General features: G+C 36.2%; 23 protein-coding genes and 1 other annotated feature. Of the genes, 6 read left to right on the forward strand and 17 right to left on the reverse strand.

Features of this window, described 5'->3' with window-relative positions; translation table 11 throughout:
• Window positions 1-4: 4 nt before the first annotated feature.
• On the reverse strand, window positions 5-238 hold the full coding sequence (locus MKY60_RS12845; protein ID WP_340930082.1) for a hypothetical protein: 234 nt from the start codon (window positions 236-238) through the stop codon (window positions 5-7).
• Window positions 239-497: 259 nt separating this feature from the next.
• Between MKY60_RS12845 and MKY60_RS12850 the strand changes: the two genes are divergently transcribed.
• Both MKY60_RS12850 and MKY60_RS12855 read left to right on the forward strand, forming a co-directional pair.
• Window positions 498-1553: an MFS transporter gene (locus tag MKY60_RS12850; protein WP_340930085.1), complete on the forward strand. Its 1056-nt coding sequence runs from the start codon at window positions 498-500 to the stop codon at window positions 1551-1553.
• Window positions 1554-1687: 134 nt separating this feature from the next.
• Window positions 1688-1882 carry a hypothetical protein gene (locus MKY60_RS12855; RefSeq protein WP_090564163.1) on the forward strand — a complete coding sequence of 65 codons (195 nt, stop codon included), beginning with the start codon at window positions 1688-1690 and terminating at the stop codon, window positions 1880-1882.
• 39 nt (window positions 1883-1921) lie between these two features.
• Here MKY60_RS12855 and MKY60_RS12860 read toward each other — a convergent pair whose 3' ends face one another.
• From MKY60_RS12860 to MKY60_RS12875, 4 genes are all read right to left on the reverse strand, one after another.
• A complete protein-coding gene (locus tag MKY60_RS12860; RefSeq protein ID WP_340930087.1) occupies window positions 1922-3352 on the reverse strand; it encodes a sodium:solute symporter family protein in 1431 nt (476 codons plus the stop codon).
• A 124-nt stretch (window positions 3353-3476) separates the two neighbouring features.
• Window positions 3477-5888, reverse strand: coding sequence for a phenylalanine--tRNA ligase subunit beta (gene pheT, locus MKY60_RS12865; protein WP_340930089.1), 2412 nt, complete (start codon window positions 5886-5888; stop codon window positions 3477-3479).
• 13 nt (window positions 5889-5901) lie between these two features.
• Window positions 5902-6939, reverse strand: a complete 1038-nt coding sequence (gene pheS / locus MKY60_RS12870; RefSeq protein WP_090564168.1) for a phenylalanine--tRNA ligase subunit alpha — start codon at window positions 6937-6939, stop codon at window positions 5902-5904.
• A 122-nt stretch (window positions 6940-7061) separates the two neighbouring features.
• Window positions 7062-7294 (reverse strand) — a binding site (T-box leader).
• Window positions 7295-7395: 101 nt separating this feature from the next.
• Window positions 7396-8160, reverse strand: coding sequence for a TrmH family RNA methyltransferase (locus MKY60_RS12875; RefSeq protein WP_090564170.1), 765 nt, complete (start codon window positions 8158-8160; stop codon window positions 7396-7398).
• Between the two features lie 89 nt (window positions 8161-8249).
• On the opposite strand from MKY60_RS12875, the gene sspI reads away from it, so the two are divergent.
• The 3 genes from sspI (at window position 8250) to MKY60_RS12890 (ending at window position 11097) form a co-directional block, all read left to right on the forward strand.
• The gene (sspI, locus tag MKY60_RS12880; protein WP_090564172.1) at window positions 8250-8459 is read left to right on the forward strand and encodes a small acid-soluble spore protein SspI; all 210 of its coding nucleotides are present in this window, start codon (window positions 8250-8252) and stop codon (window positions 8457-8459) included.
• 252 nt (window positions 8460-8711) lie between these two features.
• A complete protein-coding gene (locus tag MKY60_RS12885) occupies window positions 8712-10106 on the forward strand; it encodes an FAD-binding oxidoreductase (RefSeq protein WP_340930093.1) in 1395 nt (464 codons plus the stop codon).
• Window position 10107: 1 nt separating this feature from the next.
• Window positions 10108-11097, forward strand: coding sequence for a bile acid:sodium symporter family protein (locus MKY60_RS12890; protein ID WP_090564176.1), 990 nt, complete (start codon window positions 10108-10110; stop codon window positions 11095-11097).
• 302 nt (window positions 11098-11399) lie between these two features.
• On the opposite strand, the gene argF is transcribed toward MKY60_RS12890, so the two are convergent.
• From argF to MKY60_RS12915, 5 genes are all read right to left on the reverse strand, one after another.
• Window positions 11400-12365, reverse strand: coding sequence for an ornithine carbamoyltransferase (argF, locus tag MKY60_RS12895; protein WP_340930096.1), 966 nt, complete (start codon window positions 12363-12365; stop codon window positions 11400-11402).
• A gap of 378 nt (window positions 12366-12743) precedes the next feature.
• Entirely contained in the window at window positions 12744-14750 is a 2007-nt protein-coding gene (locus MKY60_RS12900; RefSeq protein WP_340930098.1) for a methyl-accepting chemotaxis protein, read from the reverse strand.
• Between the two features lie 620 nt (window positions 14751-15370).
• Window positions 15371-16459, reverse strand: a complete 1089-nt coding sequence (locus tag MKY60_RS12905) for a M42 family metallopeptidase (RefSeq protein WP_090564182.1) — start codon at window positions 16457-16459, stop codon at window positions 15371-15373.
• Window positions 16460-16539: 80 nt separating this feature from the next.
• Window positions 16540-18438, reverse strand: coding sequence for a DUF2207 domain-containing protein (locus MKY60_RS12910; protein WP_340930101.1), 1899 nt, complete (start codon window positions 18436-18438; stop codon window positions 16540-16542).
• A 68-nt stretch (window positions 18439-18506) separates the two neighbouring features.
• Window positions 18507-18992, reverse strand: coding sequence for a dUTP diphosphatase (locus MKY60_RS12915; protein WP_340930103.1), 486 nt, complete (start codon window positions 18990-18992; stop codon window positions 18507-18509).
• A 93-nt stretch (window positions 18993-19085) separates the two neighbouring features.
• Between MKY60_RS12915 and MKY60_RS12920 the strand changes: the two genes are divergently transcribed.
• Window positions 19086-19472, forward strand: coding sequence for a sigma-w pathway protein ysdB (locus MKY60_RS12920; protein WP_093496045.1), 387 nt, complete (start codon window positions 19086-19088; stop codon window positions 19470-19472).
• 843 nt (window positions 19473-20315) lie between these two features.
• Here the strand turns inward: MKY60_RS12920 and MKY60_RS12925 are convergent.
• The 7 genes from MKY60_RS12925 to thrS all read right to left on the reverse strand — a co-directional run bounded on the left by MKY60_RS12925 (window position 20316) and on the right by thrS (window position 25745).
• Entirely contained in the window at window positions 20316-20900 is a 585-nt protein-coding gene (locus MKY60_RS12925; protein ID WP_340930105.1) for a TetR/AcrR family transcriptional regulator, read from the reverse strand.
• 221 nt (window positions 20901-21121) lie between these two features.
• On the reverse strand, window positions 21122-21577 hold the full coding sequence (locus MKY60_RS12930; RefSeq protein ID WP_241596858.1) for a VOC family protein: 456 nt from the start codon (window positions 21575-21577) through the stop codon (window positions 21122-21124).
• 438 nt (window positions 21578-22015) lie between these two features.
• Entirely contained in the window at window positions 22016-22300 is a 285-nt protein-coding gene (locus MKY60_RS12935; protein ID WP_090564196.1) for a DUF1294 domain-containing protein, read from the reverse strand.
• A gap of 62 nt (window positions 22301-22362) precedes the next feature.
• Window positions 22363-22722, reverse strand: a complete 360-nt coding sequence (gene rplT, locus MKY60_RS12940; protein ID WP_090564198.1) for a 50S ribosomal protein L20 — start codon at window positions 22720-22722, stop codon at window positions 22363-22365.
• 46 nt (window positions 22723-22768) lie between these two features.
• Window positions 22769-22969 carry a 50S ribosomal protein L35 gene (rpmI, locus tag MKY60_RS12945; RefSeq protein WP_053588661.1) on the reverse strand — a complete coding sequence of 67 codons (201 nt, stop codon included), beginning with the start codon at window positions 22967-22969 and terminating at the stop codon, window positions 22769-22771.
• Window positions 22970-22999: 30 nt separating this feature from the next.
• A complete protein-coding gene (gene infC / locus MKY60_RS12950) occupies window positions 23000-23521 on the reverse strand; it encodes a translation initiation factor IF-3 (protein ID WP_211896192.1) in 522 nt (173 codons plus the stop codon).
• Between the two features lie 295 nt (window positions 23522-23816).
• Window positions 23817-25745 carry a threonine--tRNA ligase gene (gene thrS, locus MKY60_RS12955; protein ID WP_093496049.1) on the reverse strand — a complete coding sequence of 643 codons (1929 nt, stop codon included), beginning with the start codon at window positions 25743-25745 and terminating at the stop codon, window positions 23817-23819.
• Window positions 25746-26207: the final 462 nt, after the last annotated feature.

The raw sequence follows: 26207 nt of genomic DNA on the forward strand, positions 1-26207 counted from the left end.
TCCTCTATTTTTTTCGCTCATTTCCACGTTTAAAGTTCCCTGTTATTTTTGCTAAAATTAATTGCACTTCTTTATCATTTCCTGCCAATTCTATTCTTTTTAAAAACTTCTCTCCCTCTTTCCCTTTTAATATTTTCACGCGCTTTCCATGAAATTCTATGAAAACCGTATTATCCTTAGATATCTTATAACTAAAAGGGTTTTCTTCTAAACGATTTCTTTTGTCAATTCCATCCATCTATTCTCCTCCATACTTCTTTACTTTTTACATTCTCTTAAAATTGTATTTTCCCTCTTTTATTTCTAATATAATATCCGAACCTAGTATTATTCCTCTGCCTTCCGTATAATTCCCTGATAAAATCAGTTACAATGAAATAAATTATTTTAGTTTTACTTAAGGAGAATTTATTTGAAGGTACAAGTTTTATTAAAAGGGTATAATTTTTTGTTTTTCGGCTTACTCGCCCTATTTATTCCTTTTTTGCCTGGTTTATTTGGGCGAACAAGGATTATCTACGAGTGAAATAGGAATAATCATCGGAACTGGTGGATTTGTGACATTATTTGCTCAACCCTTATGGGGGTTTATCAGTGATAAAACAAAAACAATCCGTAAAGTGATGCTAATACTTGTTTGTTTGACTGCAGTTTCCGGTTACTTTTTATTTAACTTCGATAGTTTTGTGTTACTAATTATATTTGCGCTATTAGTGTATTTTTTCCTAATGCCTCTTGATCCGTTAACTGAGAGTTTAAATTTCACTGTTTCGGAAATGGCTCGTATTAGCTATGGGTCCATACGTACATATGGAGCACTAGGATATGCAGTTTTGTCTTTATTGGCTGGATTTGCAATGGATTATTTTGGGGTTAGCAGCCTATCGATCTTATTTGTTTTATTGGGACTTCTATCGTTTGGAATTGTTTGGTTCATGCCTGATGTACAAGCCTCAGCAAAGCCAGTGACTATTGAGGGGTTAAAAACAGTATTGCGCAACAAAGAAATGCTTTTATTTTTAACATTAATCTTTGTAAGTTCCGTACCTGCTCGTATGAACGACACCTTTTTAGGAATTCATATTAAAGCTCTAGGAGGAGATACATCCCTGGTAGGAATTGCCTTTTTCTTAGCAGCTACCAGTGAGATCATTATCTTTGCACTTAGTTTCTGGTGGCTTAGAAAGGGTAAGGAATTAGAAATTATTACAATAGCTACGTTCTTTTACTTCTTACGTTTTTTTGTATCAGGTTTTATAACTAGTCCGGTTGCTCTTACATTGTTGCAGTTATTGCAGATGTTGACGTTTCCAATTTTCTATACTGCTGCTATTCAGTACTTGTATAACATTATGCCAAAGGAATGGCGTGCTACAGGCCAAACTGTTCTTGCATTATTATTCTTTGGATTATCTAGCATTATTGCTTCATATGCAGGAGGATTTCTCTATAAGGAGTTTGGAGGACAGACATTTTACTTCATCATTTCAGCTTTGTCCTTCATCGGAGTCGTATTTGGTATACTGTTGACTGTTCGGAAACGAAAAATATAAAATATTTCTCCTTCTGTTGAATGATGATTATTCCCCTCAAAAATGGGTATTAAAAATACATAGACTTAAAATTAGTACCTTTTACTAAACTTTCTTTATTTTACCCAAAGAGATTTTGGTGGGGGGTGATTAATTTGAGAAGAGCCTACGGGGTAATCAAGCTATCTTCTTATTTAGATACAGTTGGATACCCACTAACTGAAGAGGAAATAAATGTTTTAATCATTAACAAAGAGATTCCTCACTTAAGACCAATGGCAAATATGATTGTCTTTAATTTGGATCATATTGATTGGTGGATTAATCAGAAACAAATTTCTCCAAAATGATAACCCTGCGTAAAATGCAGGGTTTTTCATTTTGCTATATCAACTCATTTCTCTCGATCCAATCATAATATCTTCTGAGGCAAATAATTTAGAAAATAATATTGTCAATATAACAGATGCAAGTACCCCCCATAAAACACCTAGTATTAGAGAGACAATTGCACCAGAGATTATACCGATTCGAGCACCCCAAACAGAAACTTGACTATTCTTCATACCCATTTCAAAAGTAGAGTTTCTCTTACTTTTCCAGATTAATCCTACAATTAATACAGGAACCACTCCTCCCCCGGCCATAGAGTAAGCTAGAGAAAATAAATCAATTATAGAATCCGCCCAAATAGCAGTTACAATAGTGAATATCCCAAATACAACTACACTAATTCTTGTTAACTTGAGGTAAAACAAATCCGTTTTTTCTTTCATATTCGGAATAACTAAATCATTGATGATTACAACAGCAGCTGAATGAAGTAATGATGACGCGCTTGATATAGCAGCCATGAAAATCATGATAAAGAAAGCTAGAGCAGCTAATTGTGTCATTTCTTCTAGTATCAACCACGAAATAGCATTATCCGCATCGAGAGTTGGATTTTGAAGCTTAACTACCAATCCACTAACAGTTGCTAGAGTCGTAAAGATAATTGCTACAATACCACTTATCAGCATAGCACGACTTGCTGACTTTGAACTTTTAGACGCAAAGCAACGTTGCCAATAAACTTGAGCAGCTAATATTCCTAAAGTTCCTGTCACAAAAAGTGTTACAACCTCCATTACAGATAGATTCATCTGAACGAGTTCACTTGAACCGACCTCAGCTAACCCGGTCTTCAAATTTGTATAACTAAAGTCAATACGATCAAATACTTGAAAATAGAACCACACTGCTATAGCAATGAGTATCCCTCCTTGTATGAGGTCAGTCCATACTACTGAATACATCCCCCCTACTGCTGTATAAATAATAAATACTGCAGAAAACACTAAAATCATTAGAACAGGGTCAGCACCAGTAAAGGTTGAAAACAAAGCCCCCATCCCCATTGCCTGTCCACTGACCCATGCTATCATTATGGATGAAGTCAAAATAGCAACTAGACTACGAGTAATGCGATCTCGCACGATTAAATCATTTATCATTTCTGCCAACGTTTTATATGTAAATTTTGCTGCAAACCCCGCAAATACTAAAGCAAATAGTATCTTTGCCCCCTGTTCTCCAACTACAAAAGGAATATTAGCTATTCCAATCTCATAACCCTTTGAAGAGTGACCAACAAAATTCCCAACACCCATAATCGTAGCAATATCCGTGAATAGTAATAAGAAAAAAGGTAGCGACCCACCCGCTATTGCATAGTGAGCGAAACTAGCATCTGCCTTCTTTTTAAAGAAAAACGACATTCCTATAAAAAATAAGGATAATACGATAGTCAATGTCCATGTCCAAAAGCTTATACCCATCAAACCCCTCCTTATTTCTCTCTTCCCTGTGTGCCACACAATTCAAACACTATTCTGAATATATTTTAAAAATTCTATAAAAAAAGAGCAACACCTAAAATCGGCGCTGCTCAACTTTTACTTATTATCCTCTTAATTCCGCTCCCGCTTGCTCCGCAAGTGCTTTTAATACTTTGTTATGAGCGTTTACTACTTCTTCGTCCGTAAGGGTACGTTCTGGATCAAAGTATGTTAGGGAGAATGCAACCGACTTTTTGCCTGGCTCCATTTTTTCTCCTTCGTATAAATCGAATAGATGTACACCTTTTAATAATCTACCACCAGATAATTGGATAATTGCTTGAAGTTCCCCAGTTGCTTTTTCACTATCTACAACTAAGGCAATATCACGTGTAATAGAAGGGAATTTAGATACTGGTGCATAATACAATGCTTCTACTTCTTTATTTAGAACTTTTGCTAAATCCATTTCCAACACATACGTTTCTTTTAAATCACGATCTTTTTGCTCAGATGGGTGTAATTGAGCGATTAATCCGATTTTTTCTCCAGACAATTTGATAGAAGCTGTGCGTCCAGGATGTAATCCATCTACTACTGCACGTTCAAATGTAAGCCCACTTGTATGTCCGAGAAGCTCCATTAATCCTTCTACAATTCCTTTTAGTACAAAGAAATCAACTGCTTTTTTCTCACCTTGCCAGCTATGGTCTAACCATTTACCAGAGATTACCGCTGCTAGATGTTCTTGTTCATGAGGTAATCCAGAATCAGTTTCACCTAAGAAAACAGAGCCTACTTCATACAGTGCTACCGTATCTGCTTGACGGGCTGTATTATACGTAACAGCTTCTAGTAAATGCGGGATTAAACTTTGGCGAAGTATGCTTCGTTCTTCACTCATCGGCATTAACAACTCTGTTACCGTGGCTGTTTCTAACGCAAATTTTTGAGACATTTCTTTAGAAGTTAATGAATACGTAATTGCTTGATATAAACCAGCACCTTCTAAGTATGCACGTACTTGACGACGTTTTGCTTGATAAGACGTTAGTCCACCTGGTTTGGATTCCTCAACTGGTAATGTCATTGGAATTTCATCATAGCCGTACATACGAGCAATTTCTTCTATTATATCTTCTTCAATTTTAATATCCTGGCGTCGAGTTGGTGCTTTAATGTACAAGAGACCATTTGCTGCTTGGTAATCAAATTTTAATCGAGTTAAAATAGATGTCATGTCCTCTAAGGAAATCTTCATACCTAAACGGTTGTTGATGAAGTCCGGAGATACAACTACTTCAGCAGGAGTTTTGTCTAGCTCATCGACGATCACAGAACCAGCTAGCACTTCTCCTCCTGCAAGTTCTGCAAGAAGACTTGCTGCACGCTCTGCTGCAAGAATTACGCGGTTTGGATCGACCCCCTTTTCAAAACGTGCACTCGCATCACTGCGTAAGTTATGGTCTTTCGATGTTTGACGAACAGAACCACTTACAAAGTACGCTGACTCTATGACAACAGTTGTTGTGCCATCATGAACTTCTGAATTTGCTCCACCCATCACTCCGGCAATTGCAACAGGTTCATTGCCATTTGTTATAACTAAATTATTCGATTTCAATGTACGTTCCTGGTCGTCAAGAGTAACAATTTTTTCCCCGTCACCTGCAAGTCGCACTACAATCTCATTTGTTTCCAGACGATCATAGTCAAATGCATGAAGAGGTTGACCATATTCCATTAATACATAGTTCGTAATATCTACTACATTATTATGTGGACGAACACCGGCTGCCATTAAGCGATGCTGTAACCAAAGTGGAGACTCTTTCACTTGTACATTTTTCACTACTTTAGCAATATACATTGGATTTTCTTCAATTGCTTCTACTGTTAGTTTTAAGAAATCCGTTGCTTTTACCTTACTTGCTGTATATGCTGCTTCTGGATATTTCATATCCTCAGATAAAATTGCTCCAACTTCATATGCAACACCAAGCATGCTCAATGCATCCGAACGATTTGGTGTTAATCCAAGTTCCAAAACAATATCATCTAAACCTAAAAGTGGAAGAACACTCTCCCCAGGAACAGCTGTTTCCGGAAGAACATAAATACCATCAGCATATGCTTTAGGAACAAGGCGACCTTCAATTCCCAGTTCTTGAAGGGAACAAATCATTCCGTTCGATTCTTCCCCACGAAGCTTCGCTTTTTTAATCTTCATACCACCAGGAAGTACTGCTCCTGGACGAGCAACGATTACTTTTTGCCCTGCTTCTACATTTGGTGCTCCACAAATAATTTGTGTAGTTTCTTCACCAACATCTACCTGACAAATATTCAATTTATCTGCTTCTGGATGCTTCACTTTTTCTTTCACATATCCTACAACAACATTTGTCATTCCATGAGAACGATCAAGCACTGCATCTACTTCAATACCTGCACGTGTGATTTTCTCCCCTAAATCTTTCGGATCTAATCCTTGTGTGTTTACATACTCTGATAACCATTTCGTCGATACTAACATGTCAAATTCCTCCTTACACTTCTGTTCGGTGGAATTGCGATAAGAAACGCACATCATTCGTATAGAAATGACGAATATCTTCCACTCCATATTTCAACATTGCAATACGTTCTGGTCCCATACCAAATGCAAATCCAGATAGCTTTTTAGAATCATAGCCAGCCATCTCTAAAACGTTCGGATGAACCATCCCAGCACCTAAAATCTCAATCCAACCTGTTTTCTTACAAACGTTACAGCCATCGCCACCACATTTAAAGCAAGAAATATCCATTTCCACTGAAGGCTCTGTGAATGGGAAGAAGCTTGGACGTAGACGAATTTCACGGTCATCCCCGAACATTTTCTTCGCAAATACAGAAAGAGTACCTTTAAGGTCACTCATGCGAATATTTTCACCGATTACAAGTCCTTCAATTTGTGTAAATTGATGTGAATGAGTCGCGTCATCATTATCCCGGCGATATACTTTACCTGGGCAAATAATCTTAATTGGTTGGCCTTCTTTCGCTTCCATCGTACGTGCTTGAACTGGAGACGTATGAGTACGCAATAGAATATCCTCTGAAATATAGAAAGAGTCTTGCATATCACGAGCTGGATGACCTTTTGGTAAATTCAGGGCTTCGAAATTATAATAGTCTTTTTCTACTTCTGGACCTTCCGCAATTTCATAACCCATGCTTATAAATAAATCCTCAATCTCCTCCACTACTCGAGTTAGTGGATGATGATTCCCCATTTTTACTGGACGACCTGGTAGTGTTACATCAATTGATTCTTTTTCTAGTTGTTCATTAATTGCTTGTTCTTGAAGCAATGTCATACGTGCCTCTAATACAGTCGTTACCTCTTCACGAACAACATTTACTAACGCCCCCATTTTCGGACGTTCCTCCGCAGGAAGTTTACCCATTCCTTTTAGTAAATCCGTAATGGGTCCTTTTTTTCCTAAGTAGGCAACACGCACGTCATTAAGTTCTTTAACGCTCGCTGAAGCTTCAATTTTTTGTAGTACTTCTTCTTTTAACTGTTGAAGTTGTGCTTCCATTTTCCTGATCTCTCCTTAATCAAATTCACCTTATCTAAATGGACAACATATTTTGCACCTTATCTTGCTATTAAATATTCTTTTACAAAATATGAGACAAAATAAAAAATCCCCGCCCCTATAAAAGGGACGAGGACTAATTTCGCGGTACCACCCTGATTATTGCACAAAGATAAGTGCAATCACTCAATTCGACTAACGGCTCTACACCGGCTCACCTTTACAGCAATTGCTGGTCCCGGTGGCAGCTAGCGGGGTGAACTTCTATATGCATTCTCTATTTACACTTTCAGTCAAGGTGTAAAATTCCTGTTTTCAAATTAACATATATACTTTTCCCGATGACAGCTTTTATATATTAGATTACATCTATTATACGGACTTTTTAATTTTTCTTCAAGTCTGATTTATTTTTATACATATACAGAATTAATTACAGCATAATGATTTTATATATTATTTTAAAGTAAGACCATACAACAGAATACCCGTAGCAACTGCAACGTTTAATGATTCTGCTTGTCCCAATAAAGGAACGATAATATTTTGATCGGTCTGCCCGAGAAGTTCCTTATTAATCCCACTTCCTTCATTTCCTACGATTAGCGCAAATGTTTCTTCTTTTTTAACTTCATTATATGGTGTAGAATTTTCAAACGCTGTACCAAATACGGTTACTTTTCGTTCTTTCAATTTTTCTACCCATTCAGAGAGATTACCTTTAATAATTGGCAAATGAAAATGAGATCCCTGTGCAGAACGCAACGTTTTGGAATTATAGGCATCTGCAGATCCTTTCCCAAGAATAACAGCATCAAGACCAGACGCATCTGCTGTCCGAATCATTGTGCCAATATTCCCTGGATCCTGTACAGCATCTATTAATAATATGCGATTCCAGTTAACATGCTCTTCTTCATTCACAGTTTGTTGCTTGCAATGTGCAAATATACCTTGCGTATGTTCTGTTTCGGCTAACTCTTTTTTTATCAAATCATTTATTTCTACAACTTCCATATTTTTTATATCCCAATTTCCAGGAACTTCCGCTGTATCACTTATCATAATGGTAAGTACATTTTCTTTTTGCTTAATTGCTTCTTCTACTAAATGATATCCTTCTATAATGAATTCGCCTGTTTTGTCGCGTTCTTTTCTAACACTTAATAATTTTTTCCAATGCTTTACTAATGAATTTTGCGGAGATTCAATTCGTTTCATGTATATGTAACCGCCTTTTTTATTTTAGTGTAACAAAATCATGTATAGCTTGCGAGAGTTTGGGGAAGATAATTACAAGGAGTGATTAAATGGATTTTCAAATAAGAGAAGCTATTACAGCTAATATGAAAGGTCATACCGCAACAGATATTCGAGGTGTAGTAGAAGATGCTATCCAAAGAGGCGAGGAACACTTACTACCTGGATTAGGTGTTTTCTTTGAAAAATGGTGGAATATGACAGATGAATCGAACAAACAATCCGTATTAAGTGAATTAGCAACTGCATTCGCAAAATGAGAAAATCCCGTGAAGAAATGGAATTCTTCACGGGGTTTTTCAATTTTCAATAATTTTTTTCAAGATTAACTAAAACGCTTACAATATTGTCGTATGGCCTTCTCCCCAAATATACAATATATTAAATTGCGTTTATATCCAAAAATTACAATAATAAAAGTTTGCCTTTTTATAATTACTGCTTATAATTGTTTTATTGGAATCATTTTAAATATTCTAATAAATTATCAATATATTAAAGAGGCGAATAAAATGAATACATCCATTGAAATTACTTTAAGTGAATTAAAGAAATTTTTAAACGAAGAGCAGATTTCAGTCAATCTGACTGTAAGAGAATTACATAGTAAAGATGAGTCTTATCATGAAATAAGTCTACCTGACTTAGTAGTGTTTCCCAAAGAAACGGATGAGGTTAGTCAAATTTTGAAGACTGCAAATAATCTACATATACCTGTCGTTCCATTTGGACGCGGTTCAAGCCTAGAAGGTCATGTAATTCCCTATGATAATGGAATTACAATCGATTTTTCATTAATGGACAAAATATTGGAAATCCGTGAAAACGACCTGCTAGTCAAGGTGCAACCTGGTGTAACTCGAACACAATTAAACAAGGAGCTAAAAAAATACGGATTATTCTTCTCTGTAGATCCTGGAGCAGATGCGACACTTGGTGGTATGGCAGCAACAAATGCTAGTGGCACAACGACGGTTAAATACGGTGTGATGCGTGATCAGGTACGTGATTTAGAAGTTGTCCTAGCGGATGGCACTGTTATACATACTGGAAATCTTGCAGCTAAATCAGCTTCTGGGTATCATTTGAATGGTTTATTTGTTGGTTCTGAAGGGACACTTGGTTGTTTTACAGAATTAACCTTAAGAGTATACGGGATACCTGAATTCACAACAGCAGCTCGAGCTGTCTTTCCGACAGTTCAAAACGCTGTAGAAGCTGTCACTTCTATTTTACAGGCAGGAATACCAATCGCTCGCGTGGAACTGGTCGACGAAGAATCTATTCGACAAGTTAATCGTTTTAGTGAAACGAATTATGCAGAGAGACCAACCTTATTTTTAGAATTTGACGGCAATGAAGCAGGTTTAAAACAAGATGTAGAGTTTACAAAAGAAATAATGGAAGATCACAGCTGCGAAGAAATCCAATTTGAAACAGATAATACAGCACGTACTAAGCTATGGGACGCAAGACATAACTTAGCGTATGCGTATATCCATGGGAATGTCGGTAAAAAAATGATGGTTACTGATGTGTGTGTACCAATCTCTGAACTAGCCGATGCTGTGGTTTTTGCACGTAAGGAATTAAATTCACTTGATCTTATTGGAGGTCTTACTGGTCATGTAGGAGATGGTAATTTCCATGCAATAATAATGATTGATATGAATGATGCGGAAGAAGTTGCTAGGGCAGACAGTTTTAATGAAAAAATAGTGCATTATGCAATCGATCGTAACGGCACTTGTACAGGAGAGCATGGCGTTGGTATTGGTAAACAAAAATACCAAGCATTAGAGCACGGTGCTGCTTTACAGGTAATGGAAAAGATTAAAATAGCTCTTGATCCTAACAATATTTTAAATCCACAAAAAATCGTAAAAATAGAAAGTACTGGTGAATAAGATGAAAGTATTGGAATCTATCAGTAATTTGGCAGGCAAATATTTTGCACTACTTGTAATTGTCGTAGGAGTAATTGCATTTTTAGTTCCAGAAACGTTTTTACCAATCAAGGGTTATATTACAATTTTACTAGGTGTTGTTATGTTTGGTATGGGTCTCACCTTAAAGGCAGTCGATTTTAAATTAATCGCAACACACCCTAAACCTGTTATCATCGGTGTTATAGCGCAATTTGTCATAATGCCACTTATTGCTTTTACAATTGCTTATATATTAAATTTACCTAGTGAGTTAGCCGCGGGGCTAGTACTACTCGGTTCAGTCCCTGGAGGAACTGCTTCTAATGTAATGGTTTATTTAGCAAAAGGAAACGTGCCACTTTCGATTACAATGACATCTTTTTCAACACTGCTTGCTCCATTATTAACACCAGCATTATTACTTTTATTTGCTGGACAGTGGATGCCTGTAAATGCAGTTGAAATGTTTATATCAATTGTTCAAGTCATAATTTTCCCAATCGTACTTGGATTAATCGTGAAAAAATTGTTTCCAGTTGCCGTTGAGAAAAGTACAAATATTGTCCCTTTAATATCCGTGTTGGCAATAATAACTATTGTTTCAGCTGTTGTTGCAGGAAATGTAAATAATATCGCTTCAGCTGGTTTGTTAGTATTTTTAGGAGTATTTTTGCATAATGGAGCAGGTTTATTACTTGGCTATTATACCGCAAAACTTCTGGGATTATCTGAGCTGGATCGTCGTGCTATATCTATTGAAGTAGGTATGCAAAACTCTGGTTTAGGTGTTGCTTTAGCAGGTACTCACTTAGGGCCACTTGCAGCACTTCCAAGTGCATTAGGTGCTGTATGGCATAATATTTCTGGACCGATTTTAGCAACGTACTGGTCTAAGCGTCCAGTGAAAGAGGAAGTGAAAGAAAACGTAGTTGTTTCTATTGATAGTACAACTAAAGCCCAAGTTGAATAAACTTGTTTATTTGGAGTAGAGTGCTCGTCGCTCTACTCTTTTTTATGTTCAAATGAGGAGATTTTGGCAATACATATTGTAATTCTAATCTATGTATCTAAATGTAAGTAGGATATAGAAATAGTGTAATTTAAACTTCACATACCTAGACTTACTTTTTAAAAATAATAAAGAGTGATTCAGCGTCTCCCGAATCACTCTTCCTATGTAGTGATGAAGTTATCCATCTTGATACACGACATCACTATAAATAATTCCAAACAAAGAGACAGACCCTGTCTACATTCATTTGTGATACAAATTTAAGCCATTACTGATGCAAGTATTGCTTTTTGTGCATGCAAGCGATTTTCAGCTTGTTGGAAAATATACGAGTTCGGACCATCAATCACAGAGCTGACAACCTCTTCTTCACGATGGGCCGGCAAGCAATGTAAAAACATATAATCTTTTTTTGCATTAGCAACTAATTCATCATTGATTTGATAGTTTTTAAAATCAGCAAGTCTCTTAGTTGTTTCCTCTTCTTGCCCCATCGATGTCCATACATCCGTATATACAACATCTGCATTTACAACCGCTTCTACAGGATCATTAGAAACGAACAGCGAGCCACCATTTTTTAGAGCAAGATCATTAGCCTTTTCTAGTATTTGCATGTCAGCTTCATAGCCAACTGGAGTTGCCACGGAAATATGCATCCCCATATGAGCTGCAGCTATTACTAGTGAATGCGCAACATTGTTTCCATCACCGATATATGCAAGTTTGAGTCCAGAAGTGTATCCTTTTACTTCATGAATCGTTAAAATGTCAGCAAGTGCTTGGCATGGATGGAAAATATCTGTTAAACCATTAATGACAGGAATACTGGCATGTTCAGCAAGCTCTTTAACCATTTCATGGGAATTTGCACGAATCATGATTCCATCTAAGTAACCAGACAAAACATGACCTGTGTCATATACAGATTCACCTCGACCGATCTGTAAATCACGCGCGTTCATGAACATACCGTTACCACCTAATTGCTTCATACCTACTTCAAAGGAGATTCTTGTACGGGTTGAATGTTTTTCAAAAATCATGCCTAACGTTTTACCTTCTAGTAATGGAGGACATTTTCCAGCTTTCGTCAAAGCCTTCAACTCAACTGCCAACTGGATTAAATCGCTAACTTCCTCCTTTGAGTAATCTAAAAGCGTTAGTAAGTCTTTCCCTTTTAAGCTATCCACTACCTTTAAATTCACCCATTCGAGTAACTTCATCTAAAAAATCTCCTTTTCCGTATATTTATGTAATACATATTATATTATTGGATAAATATTAAGTCAAGTGAATTATTATACAAACAATAAAAATTCATTTTTATTTACATACATTTGAAATGACTGACCCAAAAATACTTTTATTATATTTCCTCTGTAATTCCATATAAAACGTAGTATTAAATTGCATATCCATTTACATATATATGCATACAGACGTTTATTGTATACACTGTTTGGTATTAGGGTTTGGTTGACACCATTGATACATATATATAAAGAAAAAAAACCTCATGCGTATCCAGAATTAGTACATTTTCATGTACTAATAAATTCGCATGAGGAATATTCAACTTAATTTATATGAACTTCTTTTTATTATACTTGAAAGCGATTTACGGCCTCTGTTAATTTGTCGCTTAGTTCTGTCAATGTTTCAGATGCACTAGCTACCGATTGAATAGCACGAAGTTGTTCATCGGAAGAAGCACTCACTTCTTCACATGCAGCAGCCGTTTGTTGTGATGTAGCTGCCATCATTTGGATTGTATCTACCACTTGTTCCTTGTAATTAGATACTTGTTCTATTTCATTAGATACTTCGTCGATAGAAGTTTGCATAGAGGACATAAGCTCCGATATTTCCTTAAAGGTCATTTCTGTATCAACCACTACCGTCCCCTGACTTTGGAAGGTTTCTCTCGTTTCATTCATTTGTTCGCTTACTAAAGCTGATTCCTGTTGTAATTCAAGAATGGTCTTTTTAACATCTACTGTTGCTTTAGCTGACTGTTCCGCTAATTTCCTAACTTCATCTGCAACTACCGCAAAACCTTTACCATGTTCACCCGCTCTTGCTGCTTCAATACTTGCATTTAAAGCAAGTAAGTTTGTTTGTGCAGAGATTTCCATGATTGTTTCCATTACTCCACCTATTGCCTTTACTTTACGTTCTAGCGTATTAACAACGCTACCCATAGAAGTCAAATTTGTTTCCCAACTATTAAAGGAGTTTTTCAATTCACGCATCTGATTTTGGCCATTGATATTAATTTCACTGGCTTTCTTGGCAATAGTCGTCATTTTATGCGATTTCTCACTGATCAGATTGATCTGATCACTTAAATGAACTGAGTTATTTGTAACTTCTTCTGCATCCTCTGCTGATTTTAAAGCACCTTCCGCTATTTCTTCAATAGCAACAGATACCTGTTCTGCTGAAGCGGTAGTTTCCTCTGCTACTGCACTTAAACTTTCTGAGTTGGATTGTACATGATTAGCTGAGTCTTTTACTACACCAATTATGTTATGCATGCTATCCGTCATTTTGTTGAAGTTATTTGCTAATTGACCTATTTCATCGGTAGTATCAACTTTCGCATGAACTGTTAGATTCCCTTCGGCTACCTGATCCATTAGTTTTTTCAATTGCTCAATAGGCTGTATTAGACGTTTTGTTACAAAGTAAAGAGAAATAAACATGAATATCATAATAGCTAATGCAATCATTATAATTACATTACGAATGCTATCAGCAATCTGATTTATATTATCCTGTTCATAAACTGCTCCTACTTTCCAATCTAACCCTGGGAGAGTTGTGAATACGGATATTGTTGACATCCCGTCAGTAGAATCGCGAATTACCCCTTCCTCCTCGGTACTCGCTAGCATTTTATTTATAAATGTATAGTTAGATAAGTTTTCACCTGCTAACGTAGGATGTGCAATGGCCGTTCCATCTTCCTCCATAATAATAGGATACCCATCAAATCCTAGCTCACTTTCAGATATAGTATTTGTCAGTTGTGATAGTAGGATATCAATACCGATAACTCCCATAACCTCTCCATTTACCACAACCGCTTTAGAACCAGTAATCGTATACGTTTTAGTTATTTCATCCATATATGGTTTTGACCAAACAAACTCTTCCTTGCTCGCAAGTCCATTTTGATACCACTCTCTTGATGTAGGATCAAAGTCTGCTGGTAAATCTGCCGCTGGATAAATTTCTAAATGTTTACTAGGTAACGCATAGTAAATAGCTGAAGTTGCATCATATACAGACGAGAATTCTTTAAACTTGTTAGATAATTCTTGTTGAAGCGGAGCCTTTGCATCTTCCTCTGCATTTATATATTCATTATAAAATTGTACAATCTCGGAGGATTTAGACATTTGTTCCACAGCACTTTCATAAGAACCCAGGTAAGTGTCAATTGTGGAAGACATACCATTAACCACTACTTGACTTTGTTCGATTAAACTTTCTTCCGTTTTGTCACTAACCATTAATGTACTGATTACACTTAAAGCAGACATACTAATAATTATCAGGACCATTACGGTAATAATTATTTTCCATTTTACTGAATTTCTCATGTTAAATCATCCTTCTAAATTGAATTTTACATATCTAGTAACTAAAAGTTCAGACAACTCATTATAACAGGAAAATTCAGTTTAGAAATAAAAAATTGAATACATTTTCACACATAGATTCACGAATTAAAAGTACTTTTTCCCCATAATTGTTGTTATTTTTATGATTTACTATTATTATCTATAAAATATAGGTATATAGACTCTTACATTACTTAAAACGGCTTAATATATATCTACTTTGTAGAATAAATTAGATATTTCAATTTAACGAACACATTAAATCTATATAAAGGAAAAGGCTGGGACAGAAGTAGAAATTTTATTGGATAAGGAGAGAGAGCTTTACTAAATAATGGATATTTAATAAAATTGATTGGAATGGAGGGGCGACTCCTAAGGGAATAGCATGACGCCTGAGACTACAGGCTCAGGCAACGCCCGTGGAAAGCGTACCTGGAATGGAAATCAATTTTGTGCACAGCAAAAAAACAGCATTTTTCTCACAGAGAAAAATGCTGTTTTTGGGTTCTGTCCCAGCCTCAGTTAAAATGATAATTTAATACCGTAAATGAGGGGATGAGTAAATCATACCTCACTCATTTCTTCTAAGTTATGAATTAACTAAAAGTAATTTTATTTACTGCATCACGATCTAATTTCTTTATCACTTCCACAATTAATTTCACCGTGTTTTCGTAGTCATCTCTATGCAAAATTCCTGCATGAGAATGTATATATCGCGTCGCTACACCAATTGACAGCGAAGGAACACCATTAACAGAAATATGCATAGAACCTGCATCAGTTCCTCCACCTGGTATCATTTCAAATTGGTAAGGAATATTATGCTCGTCTGCAGTATCTGTTACAAAATCACGTAAACCTTTATGAGAAACCATGGAAGCATCAAATAATACGATTTGTGGTCCCTCACCCATTTTACTTGTCGATTCTTTTGCAGTAATACCTGGAGTGTCACCAGCTACACCCACATCTACAGCAAAGCCGATATCTGGTTTTATTTTATTAGTAGTTGTTTTAGCACCTCGAAGGCCTACCTCTTCTTGAACATTACCTACTCCATAAACGACGTTTGGATGTTTTTCATCCTTTAATGCTTTTAATACATCCACTGCGATTGCACAACCTATACGGTTATCCCACGCTTTTGCTAATAGAAGTTTTTCGTTATTCATTACAGAAAACTCAAAATAAGGAACTACCATATCTCCTGGTAATACGCCCCATTCCATTGCTTCTTCTTTAGATGATGCACCTATATCAATGAACATATCCTTTATATCCGCTGCTTTTTTACGTGCTTCTGCAGACAGTATATGAGGAGGTTTAGAACCGATAATACCAGTTATATTATCTCCTTTACGAGTGACAATTGTTACCCGCTGTGCAAGCATTACTTGAGACCACCAACCACCAACTGTTTGGAAGCTCAAAAATCCTTTGTCATCGATTTTTGAAATCATAAATCCGACTTCATCTAAATGTCCAGCTACCATGATTTTAGGACCGTTCACATCTCCAACTTTTTCTGCGATTAAGCTACCAAGATTATCATATTCAATTTTATCTGCAAAAGGTGCAATGTACTTTTCCATCACTTCTCTTGGTTCACGCTCGTTACCAGGAATCCCTTTAGCATCCGTCAATTCCTTTAACATCGTCAATGTTTCATCTAGCTTTGGCATTATTTCGACCTCCTAAATATATGTACGATTTAATTATATTCTAAATTAATGACATTTTCAAAATTTGAGCCCACGATATTTCAATCAGCTCCCGCACCTCCACCGCCGTCTCCACCACCATCTGTTGAACCTCCTGAGTGAGAACTTCCTCCGTCTGATGAAGTGGAAACCTTAGTCCATGACCAAGACTTAGTAACATAATCTATGGGGTCTGTGCTTGCAAGTAATACGGCAGCAAATGGAACTGAAAACTCCTTCGTTGGTATATCTACATTTTTTTTACCTAGTAAATAAGATCTTACTACCCATTTTTCTTGCTCATTATTATTTAATGTATTTGGCATCCCATTTTTTAATTCTTTTCGATAGGAACGTACTGCATCCTTTGCACGGACTGCATTCATCGAAAGAATATTTCTTGGTGCAACAAAATATAAAATGATAACCATAAATAATAATCCAATTATTAAATTTACAACCTCTTCATTTGCAATAGAAGTAGTAAAGAAAAATAATAGAATAGCGTATATACTTAAAAATAATGTCGAACGTTTTTTTATCCATAAGATAACTAAAAAAATAATCGTAAATATGGCTATAATAGCCATAGCCGAATAGCTCTGTACATTTGCATAATAAGCGAACATAGTAATCAGCGAAAGCATTAGGATAGAAGCTGTAATGATTAGTAGGGGAATTTTTCTATTCATAGCTCCCGCCTCTTCTAACTCTTTTTCTACTAACTGATGCCACTCCGTTTTTTTCTTTTTAAAGACTTTTACTTTGCTATGAAAGAATGTGGAATTTTTATTATCTTTCGCAGCACCTGCAGCATCGTGTAAATGAAAAGCCCATTTTCTAGAGCCACTTCTAGTTGTAAATAGCCAACTAGTCATTTGCTTCTCAAAAACTGAAGTCGCGAGTTCGCCATTAGTAAGCCGGAAATCCAAGGTTTCTTCCGGCGCTTTTGGATCGTGTTTAAAACGAAGTGCAGACTTTGCATGTTTTACCTTAACAGCCCCTCTTTCTACTAATGAAAAGAGACCTGCAAGGAAGTCTTTAGTATTGGGGTTTCCGCATTTATCAACAAAAAACAAATACAATACATCCGTATTTAGAACTTCCTCACTATACCCCTTTCTCCAAAAATGTCTTTGCGGTAAGAAAAGAAGTAAGCATAAGATGATAATTAGTATTGTAAATGAGACTTTCGGTATGAATGAGATAAGTGTATCGATATAAGACAGTCTTTTATTCCATTTTTTCTGTTGTTCTATTTCATTAGCCAAAGCATCTTTATAGGGTATTGCAGCTTTAGTTTTTCCAGGTAATGCAATTAGGTCTGCAGGGAATATTAAACTAGTCTTCGTTTCAGTAAATGCTTTGGAAACAGGACTTGTAAATCGAATACCAAAAGTATTTTTCTCCGTTTTCACCTTTGCTTTATTGTACAAAACGCCTTCAAATGTATTTGTTTCAACTGTTTCGGGAAGAATATAATCTATAGTTACATTGGAATAATCCTGATCATGGTTGTCCCCTTCTTCAAAATAAACAACATCTAGCTCGTTATAATTATCATATACAGTGACACTATTTTTGAGCGTATAAGCATACAAAAATGACACTTGCCGATTACGTACTCCTATATTTGAAAAAAATGTATTATTATCTTGTGTCACTTGTAAGGGAGTCATCATAGCTTGATCAATAAACCCTGGTTCCAAGTTCAAGTCGGCTAACTCATAAGCATAAAATTGTTCTACGTCTTTACCATGTTCATTTGGAAAAGACCTATGCAATTTAGAGAAAGTCCCCTCAAAATTATAAGTAAATACTTCATTTACTAAAAGGTCCCCATTTGGTTGAATCCAAGATTTTATATGTATTTTATCAATGGAATAGGACTTTGCTTCTGCTACTATTCCAAAGGAAAGTGACAGGACAACTAATATTATAGATACAAGAAACTTTTTCATAGATTACACCACCGTTTTAATATGTATTGTTTTTTTACGGCTAGTCTACGAAAAAGTTTCACTCAAAATCAATAACCACTTTTTTGACGATCATAATTTGTTTGATTTTTTTCGATATATGCCTGTAAGACGTCCTCACTGCTAAACCCTAGTTTGTCCGCAATTGCCCCATACATTATCCACAGTTTTTCGTAGTGATTCTGAGTCGGTTCATTTAAGAATGTCAAAACGGATTCATTTGTGCCTATGAAAAGTGCAGTTAAATCTCCATCAATACTTTTATAAGGCCATTCCTCTAAATCTTCAAATCCTTTTTCTATACCTAACGATAATATAAAGTGAATAGAATCAACATACTCCTCTAAGATAACACTTCGTTCTGAAGGACCCTTTTCACTCCAGAATTTAAAGCATCTCGTCTCGTTTGCAAGTTCCGCAAGTTCAACTATTAGTGCCAACCCTTTTTTTACAAAAACATCCTCCGTAACTTGCTTGTTGGATTGTATATATTGGTCTAAAGCGCGCTGCATTGTAAAAAGTTTGTGTAAATTCATCATTTCCTCCAAATATTTTAATTTATTTTGAAACCAAACTACCTCTTCTATCGTATAGCAAGTACAATGTATTTTACAAGGAGGACATTTGAGATGTTCCATTTACTAAGACTGCTTATTTTGATACTTATCATATATGTTTTTTATAAAATTCTTCGCTACTTATTTGATCCTAAGCGTAAACTGGATGAGGCATATGAAAAAGAACAGTATTATTATTATGATGAGGTAAAAAATGTTCGTAAAAACTTCTTTATCACGTATAAAGGGATCCTATTTGAAGGAGAAAAATATTTAGGTACTACCGACCAAGCCTTCGAAGTCGTTTCTATCTTTATTTGGACAAAAGATCCAGCTAAATTACAGGGCTTTACAAAAGAAGACTTACGTTTCTTACAAAATGAAATTAAAATGAATTACCCAAATGCCAAAATAAACTGGAAAAGCCCTATTGAGCAATTAATGCGGGATGACCAGTGAAAATAAAACACGGTTAGCCGAGAGTTTTCGGCTAACCTTTTTGTAATTGATCGATAAAAAATATCAAATATTTAACTATAGGAAACACCCTACATGAATGTTGAACTTTCCGCATGCTTCGCTTGTAACCTTCAAGGATGGATCGCGATCGCTATCTTTCGTCCCTTCACCCCTTTTGAAGTCTCATTCTTTGCGCTCTTACGGCTCGTAATGCGCACATCCTAGGGACCACTGTGAGGTAGAATTTTTTTAATAGATCATCCACCAGATAATTGAAAGTATTGATGGATATATTTTCCGTTCCGCAAGTAAATAAGCTTCTTAAGCAAGTAAACTAACAGTCTGCACAAGTAATCTATGAAGGATGACAAGTAAATCTCCAGTTCTCACAAGTAAATGAAATTCAAGAGCAAGTAAATGGTTTTGTATATGTAATTTCTCTCTCTTAATTATACTAGTCAATAGTGACTCTGGTAGATACAGGTAGATATAATCGAATGACCTAGGCAAGCCAGTACAAGTATGGATTAGTATCATTTTGTTTATTATTTTGGCTATGTTAAAGGCTAGGGTTGATTTTTCGTGAGGTGGATTTGTTTGTGAAATGTTTCACTTAAAATAACGGAGCAGTTTAGCTGAACAACGCATCATCAGTTTTTGCCTACAATCGTACCATCGTTGTTGTGGATATAATACGGCATTATTAATGGGGAACCTTACCATATATAAATTTTTATTTATAAATCTAAAGGGCTTTGTGAAGAAAACACAGGGTGCCATGCTAAATGAATTTGATGGTTCCGAAAGTATGCGCCGGAGTATATTTCCAGCGCATCGGTACATCTAAGATTTAAATCTATCCAATAACAGAGAAAGGATTTTTAAAGTTTCCTCGACAGATTCCTTTATATTTGGGGTCTGTGCAATCCATAGAGCAGATTCATTTAATGCACCCGATAGGATATGTGTTAATGCATCGATAGATAACGATTCAAAGTACCCTTTTTTCTGCATTGATTGAAGCTGTTCGTGTAATAACAGCATAGAGCCTTTTTCATCCATGCTCCGCCAAGTTTCCCATCCTAGCACAGCCGGTCCATCTATAAGCATGATTCGCTTGTTTTTTTCTTCGACGGCTGCAGTAATAAATGCACGGCATCCAAAAATTAGTTGGTCCCATAAATCCTCGCTCTGGGCTGCCTCAGATTCTACCTTTTTTGCAACTTCCCTCTGAATAGACTCTAGTACAGCGAGAAAGAGTCCTTTTTTACTCCCAAAATGGTGATAGACTGCCCCTCTAGTTAAGCTGGCTTCTTTAACTATTTCATCCAATACAGTATCTGAGTAGCCGTGCTCAGTAAAGTGCTTTCTAGCAACTTCCTTGAGTTTGCTAATTGTTTCGTAACTTTCTTCCTTACTTCTTTTCATGAAAGGCGATTCTCCTATTCTTCTCATTGCTCATAGTTCTATAGTGTTTCTTAATTCATCGTTTAGGACAGCATCCCTTCCTTTTAATTCTAGCGGTTCGAATTTAATTGCAACAGATTGAACATATAAATCTGTTGGGAATGTTGGAAAAATAGGGTTTTATAAGACTAGAGAGCAGGTGAGCTAACTCCAAATCGAAGTAATACTTTAGAGCTTTTCTCTCACTCATCTATTTCCCCTTTTTCGTTACCTGACCATACCTTCTCAACATATTGAGTACTTTCCTCTTGTGAAGGAGGAATGACTTTTATTACGTCAATTAAGACTCCGTTTGGGTCACTTGTTATAAAATGCCGTTGGCCAAACACCTCATCACGAATATCAAGCTTTAGAGGGAGATTTTCAGAAATAATGAGTCGATGGTACTCCCTATCCACATCTTCCACTTCAAAGTTCAAAATCAGACCCTGTACTGATTTTTTGTAAGCAACTGGAATCGTGGGATGTGAACTATCAATGAGTGCCAATTCAAAAGGAAAGGAACTCTTGGATTTTCTTAAACTAACGTACCAGTCTGCATTATATACTGTTTCAAATCCAAAGAAATCTGTGTAAAATTTTGAACTTTCCTCAACCTTGTCTGTCAAAATAACAGGATAGAAACTATTTGTTCTCATAGAAAAATCCACCTCCAATATTTATAATAATACTTTAACATACATACTGTATGTTTGTAAAAGGATTTACTACTCTTAAATATTTACGCTATGTTAGAGGTAAAGGTTGATTTATAGTGAATTGGTACGGTGACAATTATTCTACATCTGATTAAGTTAAATTCATCTAAATTGGATATTTATGTTAAAATAAAACCAAATTTGTGAAGGTTCTCACCTTAATTACACTGGCAATAACGGTTACCCTAAAGGGTTTTCTTCTTCTCGTTTCCGCCGCGTTAACCGAAATCATGTTATTACTCAAGTCACCCTGTTTTTATAATTTGTATCTCTTTTAATCATTGGAGTTCACCGATGCACCACTATTAAAGTCTTGTGCAACTTTTACAAAACACCGGTCTCTCCCTCGGAAATCAGAGCATACACAAAAAGACACCCCTATGCAATAATAGAGCTGTCTGTTGTTAATATGTAGAATATTAAGAAAGCATATAAGATCATTAACATTAAAAATCCAACACGAAAGTTCGTATGCTTTGTTTTATGGCGAAACATTTGCATTCCAATATATGCCCCAATTCCTCCACCTAATAGCGCGAATGTCCAAAGTGTTCTTTCCGAAATACGTTGCCCCTGTTTTCTTGCTTGTGATTTGTCGTATCCCATTACAAAAAAAGCGATAATCGACATGATTAATATGAAAATAAGAATAACGTTTGTCATACATATTAGGCCCCTTGTACAAAAAAAGCTGATAGAATCTCTATCAGCTTTTTTATCTTAAATTATTTTGCGATTGCTTTTTTTGCTGCATCTGCAAGTTGTGTAAATGCTTGAGAATCTGTTACTGCAAGATCCGCTAACATTTTACGGTTAACTTCGATTTCAGCTAATTTTAATCCGTGCATTAAACGGCTATAAGAAAGTCCGTTCATACGTGCAGCCGCATTGATACGTGTAATCCATAGTCTACGGAAATCACGTTTTTTGTTGCGACGGTCACGGTATGCATACATGAATGATTTCATTACTTGTTGGTTAGCAACTTTGTATAATGTATGTTTAGAACCGTAATAACCTTTAGCTAATTTTAATACTTTTTTACGACGACGTTTAGTTACTGGTGTGCTTTTTACGCGTGGCATGATTCATTACCTCCTGCTATTCTTTCGAATGATTGAATTTCTGTTATTATTTCATGTAAGTTAATAAAGTTTTGATACGTTTGTAATCGCCTGAAGATGCTACTTTAGTTTTACGTAGTTTACGTTTTGCTTTAGTAGATTTGTTAGCGAATAAGTGGCTTCCAAAAGCACGGTCATGTTTTAATTTTCCAGTCCCGGTTTTTTTGAAACGCTTTGCAGCTCCACGGTGAGTTTTCATTTTCGGCATGTCGAATTCCTCCTAAACAATTGTACTCTATTACTGTTTTTCGTTCTTTGGTGCAAGCACTAAGAACATACTACGGCCATCCATTTTCGGTTTTGACTCGATAGTGGATACTTCCGTACAAGCTTCTGCAAATCTATCTAAAACTCGTTGTCCGATCTCTTTATGAGTGATGGCACGACCTTTAAAGCGAATAGATGCTTTCACTTTATCTCCTTTTTCAAGGAACTTGATCGCGTTTTTCAATTTCGTTTGGAAATCATGTTCATCGATTGTTGGGCTCAAACGAACCTCTTTCATCACGATGATTTTTTGATTTTTACGAACTTCACGATCTTTCTTTTGCTGCTCAAATTTGAATTTACCATAGTCCATGATACGAGCGACTGGTGGCTTGGCTTGAGGAGCCACAAGGACAAGATCCAAATTTACACGACCTGCTATTTCAAGTGCTTCGTTACGTGTTTTTAATCCTAATTGATCACCATTCTGATCAATAACTCGTAGTTCGCGAGCTCGAATGCCATCGTTTACATACATGTCTTTGCTAATAATGATCCACCTCCAAATAGTGTCGCGAATACATGGTTTGGGCATAAATTCCGTAGAAACGAATAAGTTACGCCGTTTTAGATCCATAAAAAAAGCGGACAGACATATAATATATGTCTGCCCGCCGATATGAGTACATGTAGTAACTACATGTTACAGTCGATCTTGTGCTTACCAGTCAACAACACTTGTAGGTGTCAAACAGGTGAGAAGCGGGCAGCCTCTTCTTATACCGCAAACTTGTATTCAATAACCTTATTAACTATATCATGATGAAATAGGTATGTCAACACTAAATCTATTGGTGTGCTACTTCTTCTTTCAAACGTTCTAAGAACTCTCCAAAAGGAATGCTTTCTGATTTTTGTTCTCCGTATTTACGAACGTTGACATTACCTGCTTCTAGCTCTTTATCTCCTAGTACAAGCATGTATGGAACTTTTTGCATTTGTGCTTCACGAATCTTATAACCTAGTTTTTCTTCACGATCATCCATTTCAACACGGAAACCTGCCGCTACTAATTGCTCTTCTATTTGTTTAGCAAATTCAAAATGCACTTCATTGGAAACTGGAATTATTTCAACTTGAACAGGTGCTAACCAAGTTGGGAATGCACCTTTATATTCTTCGATTAAGAATGCTACAAAGCGCTCCATCGTTGAAACAACCCCGCGATGGATAACAACAGGACGATGCTGCTTGCCATCTTCACCAACATAATTTAAGTCAAAGCGTTCAGGTAACAAGAAGTCTAGCTGAACAGTCGATAAAGTTTCTTCTTTGCCAATCGCTGTTTTCACTTGAACATCCAATTTTGGTCCGTAAAATGCCGCTTCATCTTCCGCTTCAAAGTAATCTAAACCAAGCTCGTCCATCGCTTCTTTTAACATGCTTTGTGCCTTTTCCCACATTTCATCGTTATCAAAATATTTTTCTTTGTTTTGAGGATCACGATAAGAAAGACGGAAAGAATAGTCTTCTAAGTTAAAGTCTTTATAAACCGAAATGATTAATTCTACAACTTTTTGGAACTCGGATTTGATTTGGTCTGGACGTACAAATAAATGCGCATCATTTAAAGTCATTCCGCGAACACGTTGTAATCCTGATACTGCACCTGACATTTCATAACGATGCATTGTCCCTAACTCTGCAATACGTAACGGAAGGTTTCTATAAGAATGCATACCATTTTTGAACACCATCATATGATGTGGACAGTTCATTGGGCGTAGTACCAATGTTTCGTTGTCCATTTCCATTGGCGGGAACATAGAATCTTGATAGTGATCCCAGTGACCAGAAGTTTCATAAAGCTCTTTCGAACCTAAAACCGGTGTATATACATGTTTGTAACCTAATTTAAGCTCTTTATCTACAATATAACGCTCAATAACACGACGGATTGTCGCTCCATTTGGTAACCAAAGCGGTAAACCTTGACCAACTTTTTGAGAAGTTGTAAATAAATCTAGCTCTTTCCCAATTTTACGGTGATCACGTTCTCTTGCTTCTTCTAACATATTTAAATGATGAGTAAGCTCTTCTTTTTTAAAGAATGCAGTACCGTAAATACGTTGAAGCATCTTGTTATCACTATTTCCACGCCAGTATGCACCAGCAATGCTTAATAGCTTGAACTCTTTAAGTTTCCCAGTAGATGGAACATGAACTCCACGACAAAGGTCAAAGAAATCTCCTTGCTCATAAATAGAAACTTGTTCACCTTCAGGGATTGCTTCTAATAATTCTACTTTGTATTCATCTTCTTTAAATTTATCAAAAGCAACTTGACGAGAAACATCGTGGCGAATGATTTCTATATTTTCATTAATTATTTTTTTCATTTCTTTTTCGATTAATGGTAAGTCTTCCGCAGTAATCGGCACTGGTGAGTCAATATCATAATAAAAACCATTTTCAATAACTGGTCCAATACCCAATTTAACATCTTTGAAAAGGCGTTTAACTGCTTGCGCAAGTAAATGTGCCGAACTATGGCGCAAGATTTCTAGAGCCTCGTCAGATTCCGGAGTAATAATTGCGATATCTCCATCCTCAGTGATTGGTGTTTTAAGGTCAATTAATACTCCACTTAGTTTTCCAGCAAGTGCTTTTTTACGTAAGCCAGGACTTATCGATTGGGCAATTTCTTCTGTAGTTGTAGATACAGGGAATTCCTTTACTGCTCCATCTGGAAATTTCAATTTAATAATTTCTGCCATTTTGAACACTCCTTTTATAATAAGAAAAACCGGGCAAAAAGACTCCCGGTCCTTTAAGAACCGAAACATATATATGCCGGTGATTTCCGCTCCGGGCGGACGCTTTCCGTGGGCACGGCTTCAATCTCCTCGTCACTCCGTTCCTGCGGGGCTTTCAGCTCGCGCTATACCCACTGGAGTCGCCGCCCTGCTCTCCAATCAACCATGTCCACTTGAAGTAAAAGAATAATTGAAGTCAATAGTACTTACTATTTCATAGTTTATTTGGAAATAAGTAATGTTGAAATGAACTCTAGTACAAAGAAATTTTACTGTCTACATCTATCATTGAATAACAGCATTTCTAATTCAACAGCGATCACAGATGATGTTTTCACTAAATAAAATTGGACCAATCTTATCATCTAAGCGATAGGCTTTGCCAAATCTTATAATGGAGTACTACACACTAGTTGATTGTAG

It is taken from the genome of Psychrobacillus sp. FSL K6-1415, assembly GCF_038003185.1.
In the GTDB taxonomy this organism is placed as follows: Bacteria; Bacillota; Bacilli; order Bacillales_A; family Planococcaceae; genus Psychrobacillus; species Psychrobacillus psychrodurans.

Bases quoted from the DNA above. Each gene is read 5' to 3' on its own strand.
- rpmI (WP_053588661.1), bottom strand. From the start codon at position 22,969: ATGCCGAAAATGAAAACTCACCGTGGAGCTGCAAAGCGTTTCAAAAAA.
- MKY60_RS12845 (WP_340930082.1), bottom strand. From the start codon at position 238: ATGGATGGAATTGACAAAAGAAATCGTTTAGAAGAAAACCCTTTTAGT.
- MKY60_RS12930 (WP_241596858.1), bottom strand. From the start codon at position 21,577: ATGAGAACAAATAGTTTCTATCCTGTTATTTTGACAGACAAGGTTGAG.
- pheS (WP_090564168.1), bottom strand. From the start codon at position 6,939: ATGGAAGCACAACTTCAACAGTTAAAAGAAGAAGTACTACAAAAAATT.
- MKY60_RS12905 (WP_090564182.1), bottom strand. From the start codon at position 16,459: ATGCCAAAGCTAGATGAAACATTGACGATGTTAAAGGAATTGACGGAT.
- MKY60_RS12860 (WP_340930087.1), bottom strand. From the start codon at position 3,352: ATGGGTATAAGCTTTTGGACATGGACATTGACTATCGTATTATCCTTA.
- MKY60_RS12900 (WP_340930098.1), bottom strand. From the start codon at position 14,750: ATGAGAAATTCAGTAAAATGGAAAATAATTATTACCGTAATGGTCCTG.
- rplT (WP_090564198.1), bottom strand. From the start codon at position 22,722: ATGCCACGCGTAAAAAGCACACCAGTAACTAAACGTCGTCGTAAAAAA.
- pheT (WP_340930089.1), bottom strand. From the start codon at position 5,888: ATGTTAGTATCGACGAAATGGTTATCAGAGTATGTAAACACACAAGGA.
- sspI (WP_090564172.1), top strand. From the start codon at position 8,250: ATGGATTTTCAAATAAGAGAAGCTATTACAGCTAATATGAAAGGTCAT.
- MKY60_RS12885 (WP_340930093.1), top strand. From the start codon at position 8,712: ATGAATACATCCATTGAAATTACTTTAAGTGAATTAAAGAAATTTTTA.
- argF (WP_340930096.1), bottom strand. From the start codon at position 12,365: ATGAAGTTACTCGAATGGGTGAATTTAAAGGTAGTGGATAGCTTAAAA.
- MKY60_RS12920 (WP_093496045.1), top strand. From the start codon at position 19,086: ATGTTCCATTTACTAAGACTGCTTATTTTGATACTTATCATATATGTT.
- thrS (WP_093496049.1), bottom strand. From the start codon at position 25,745: ATGGCAGAAATTATTAAATTGAAATTTCCAGATGGAGCAGTAAAGGAA.
- MKY60_RS12925 (WP_340930105.1), bottom strand. From the start codon at position 20,900: ATGAAAAGAAGTAAGGAAGAAAGTTACGAAACAATTAGCAAACTCAAG.
- MKY60_RS12875 (WP_090564170.1), bottom strand. From the start codon at position 8,160: ATGAAACGAATTGAATCTCCGCAAAATTCATTAGTAAAGCATTGGAAA.
- MKY60_RS12915 (WP_340930103.1), bottom strand. From the start codon at position 18,992: ATGAATTTACACAAACTTTTTACAATGCAGCGCGCTTTAGACCAATAT.
- MKY60_RS12935 (WP_090564196.1), bottom strand. From the start codon at position 22,300: ATGACAAACGTTATTCTTATTTTCATATTAATCATGTCGATTATCGCT.
- MKY60_RS12910 (WP_340930101.1), bottom strand. From the start codon at position 18,438: ATGAAAAAGTTTCTTGTATCTATAATATTAGTTGTCCTGTCACTTTCC.
- MKY60_RS12890 (WP_090564176.1), top strand. From the start codon at position 10,108: ATGAAAGTATTGGAATCTATCAGTAATTTGGCAGGCAAATATTTTGCA.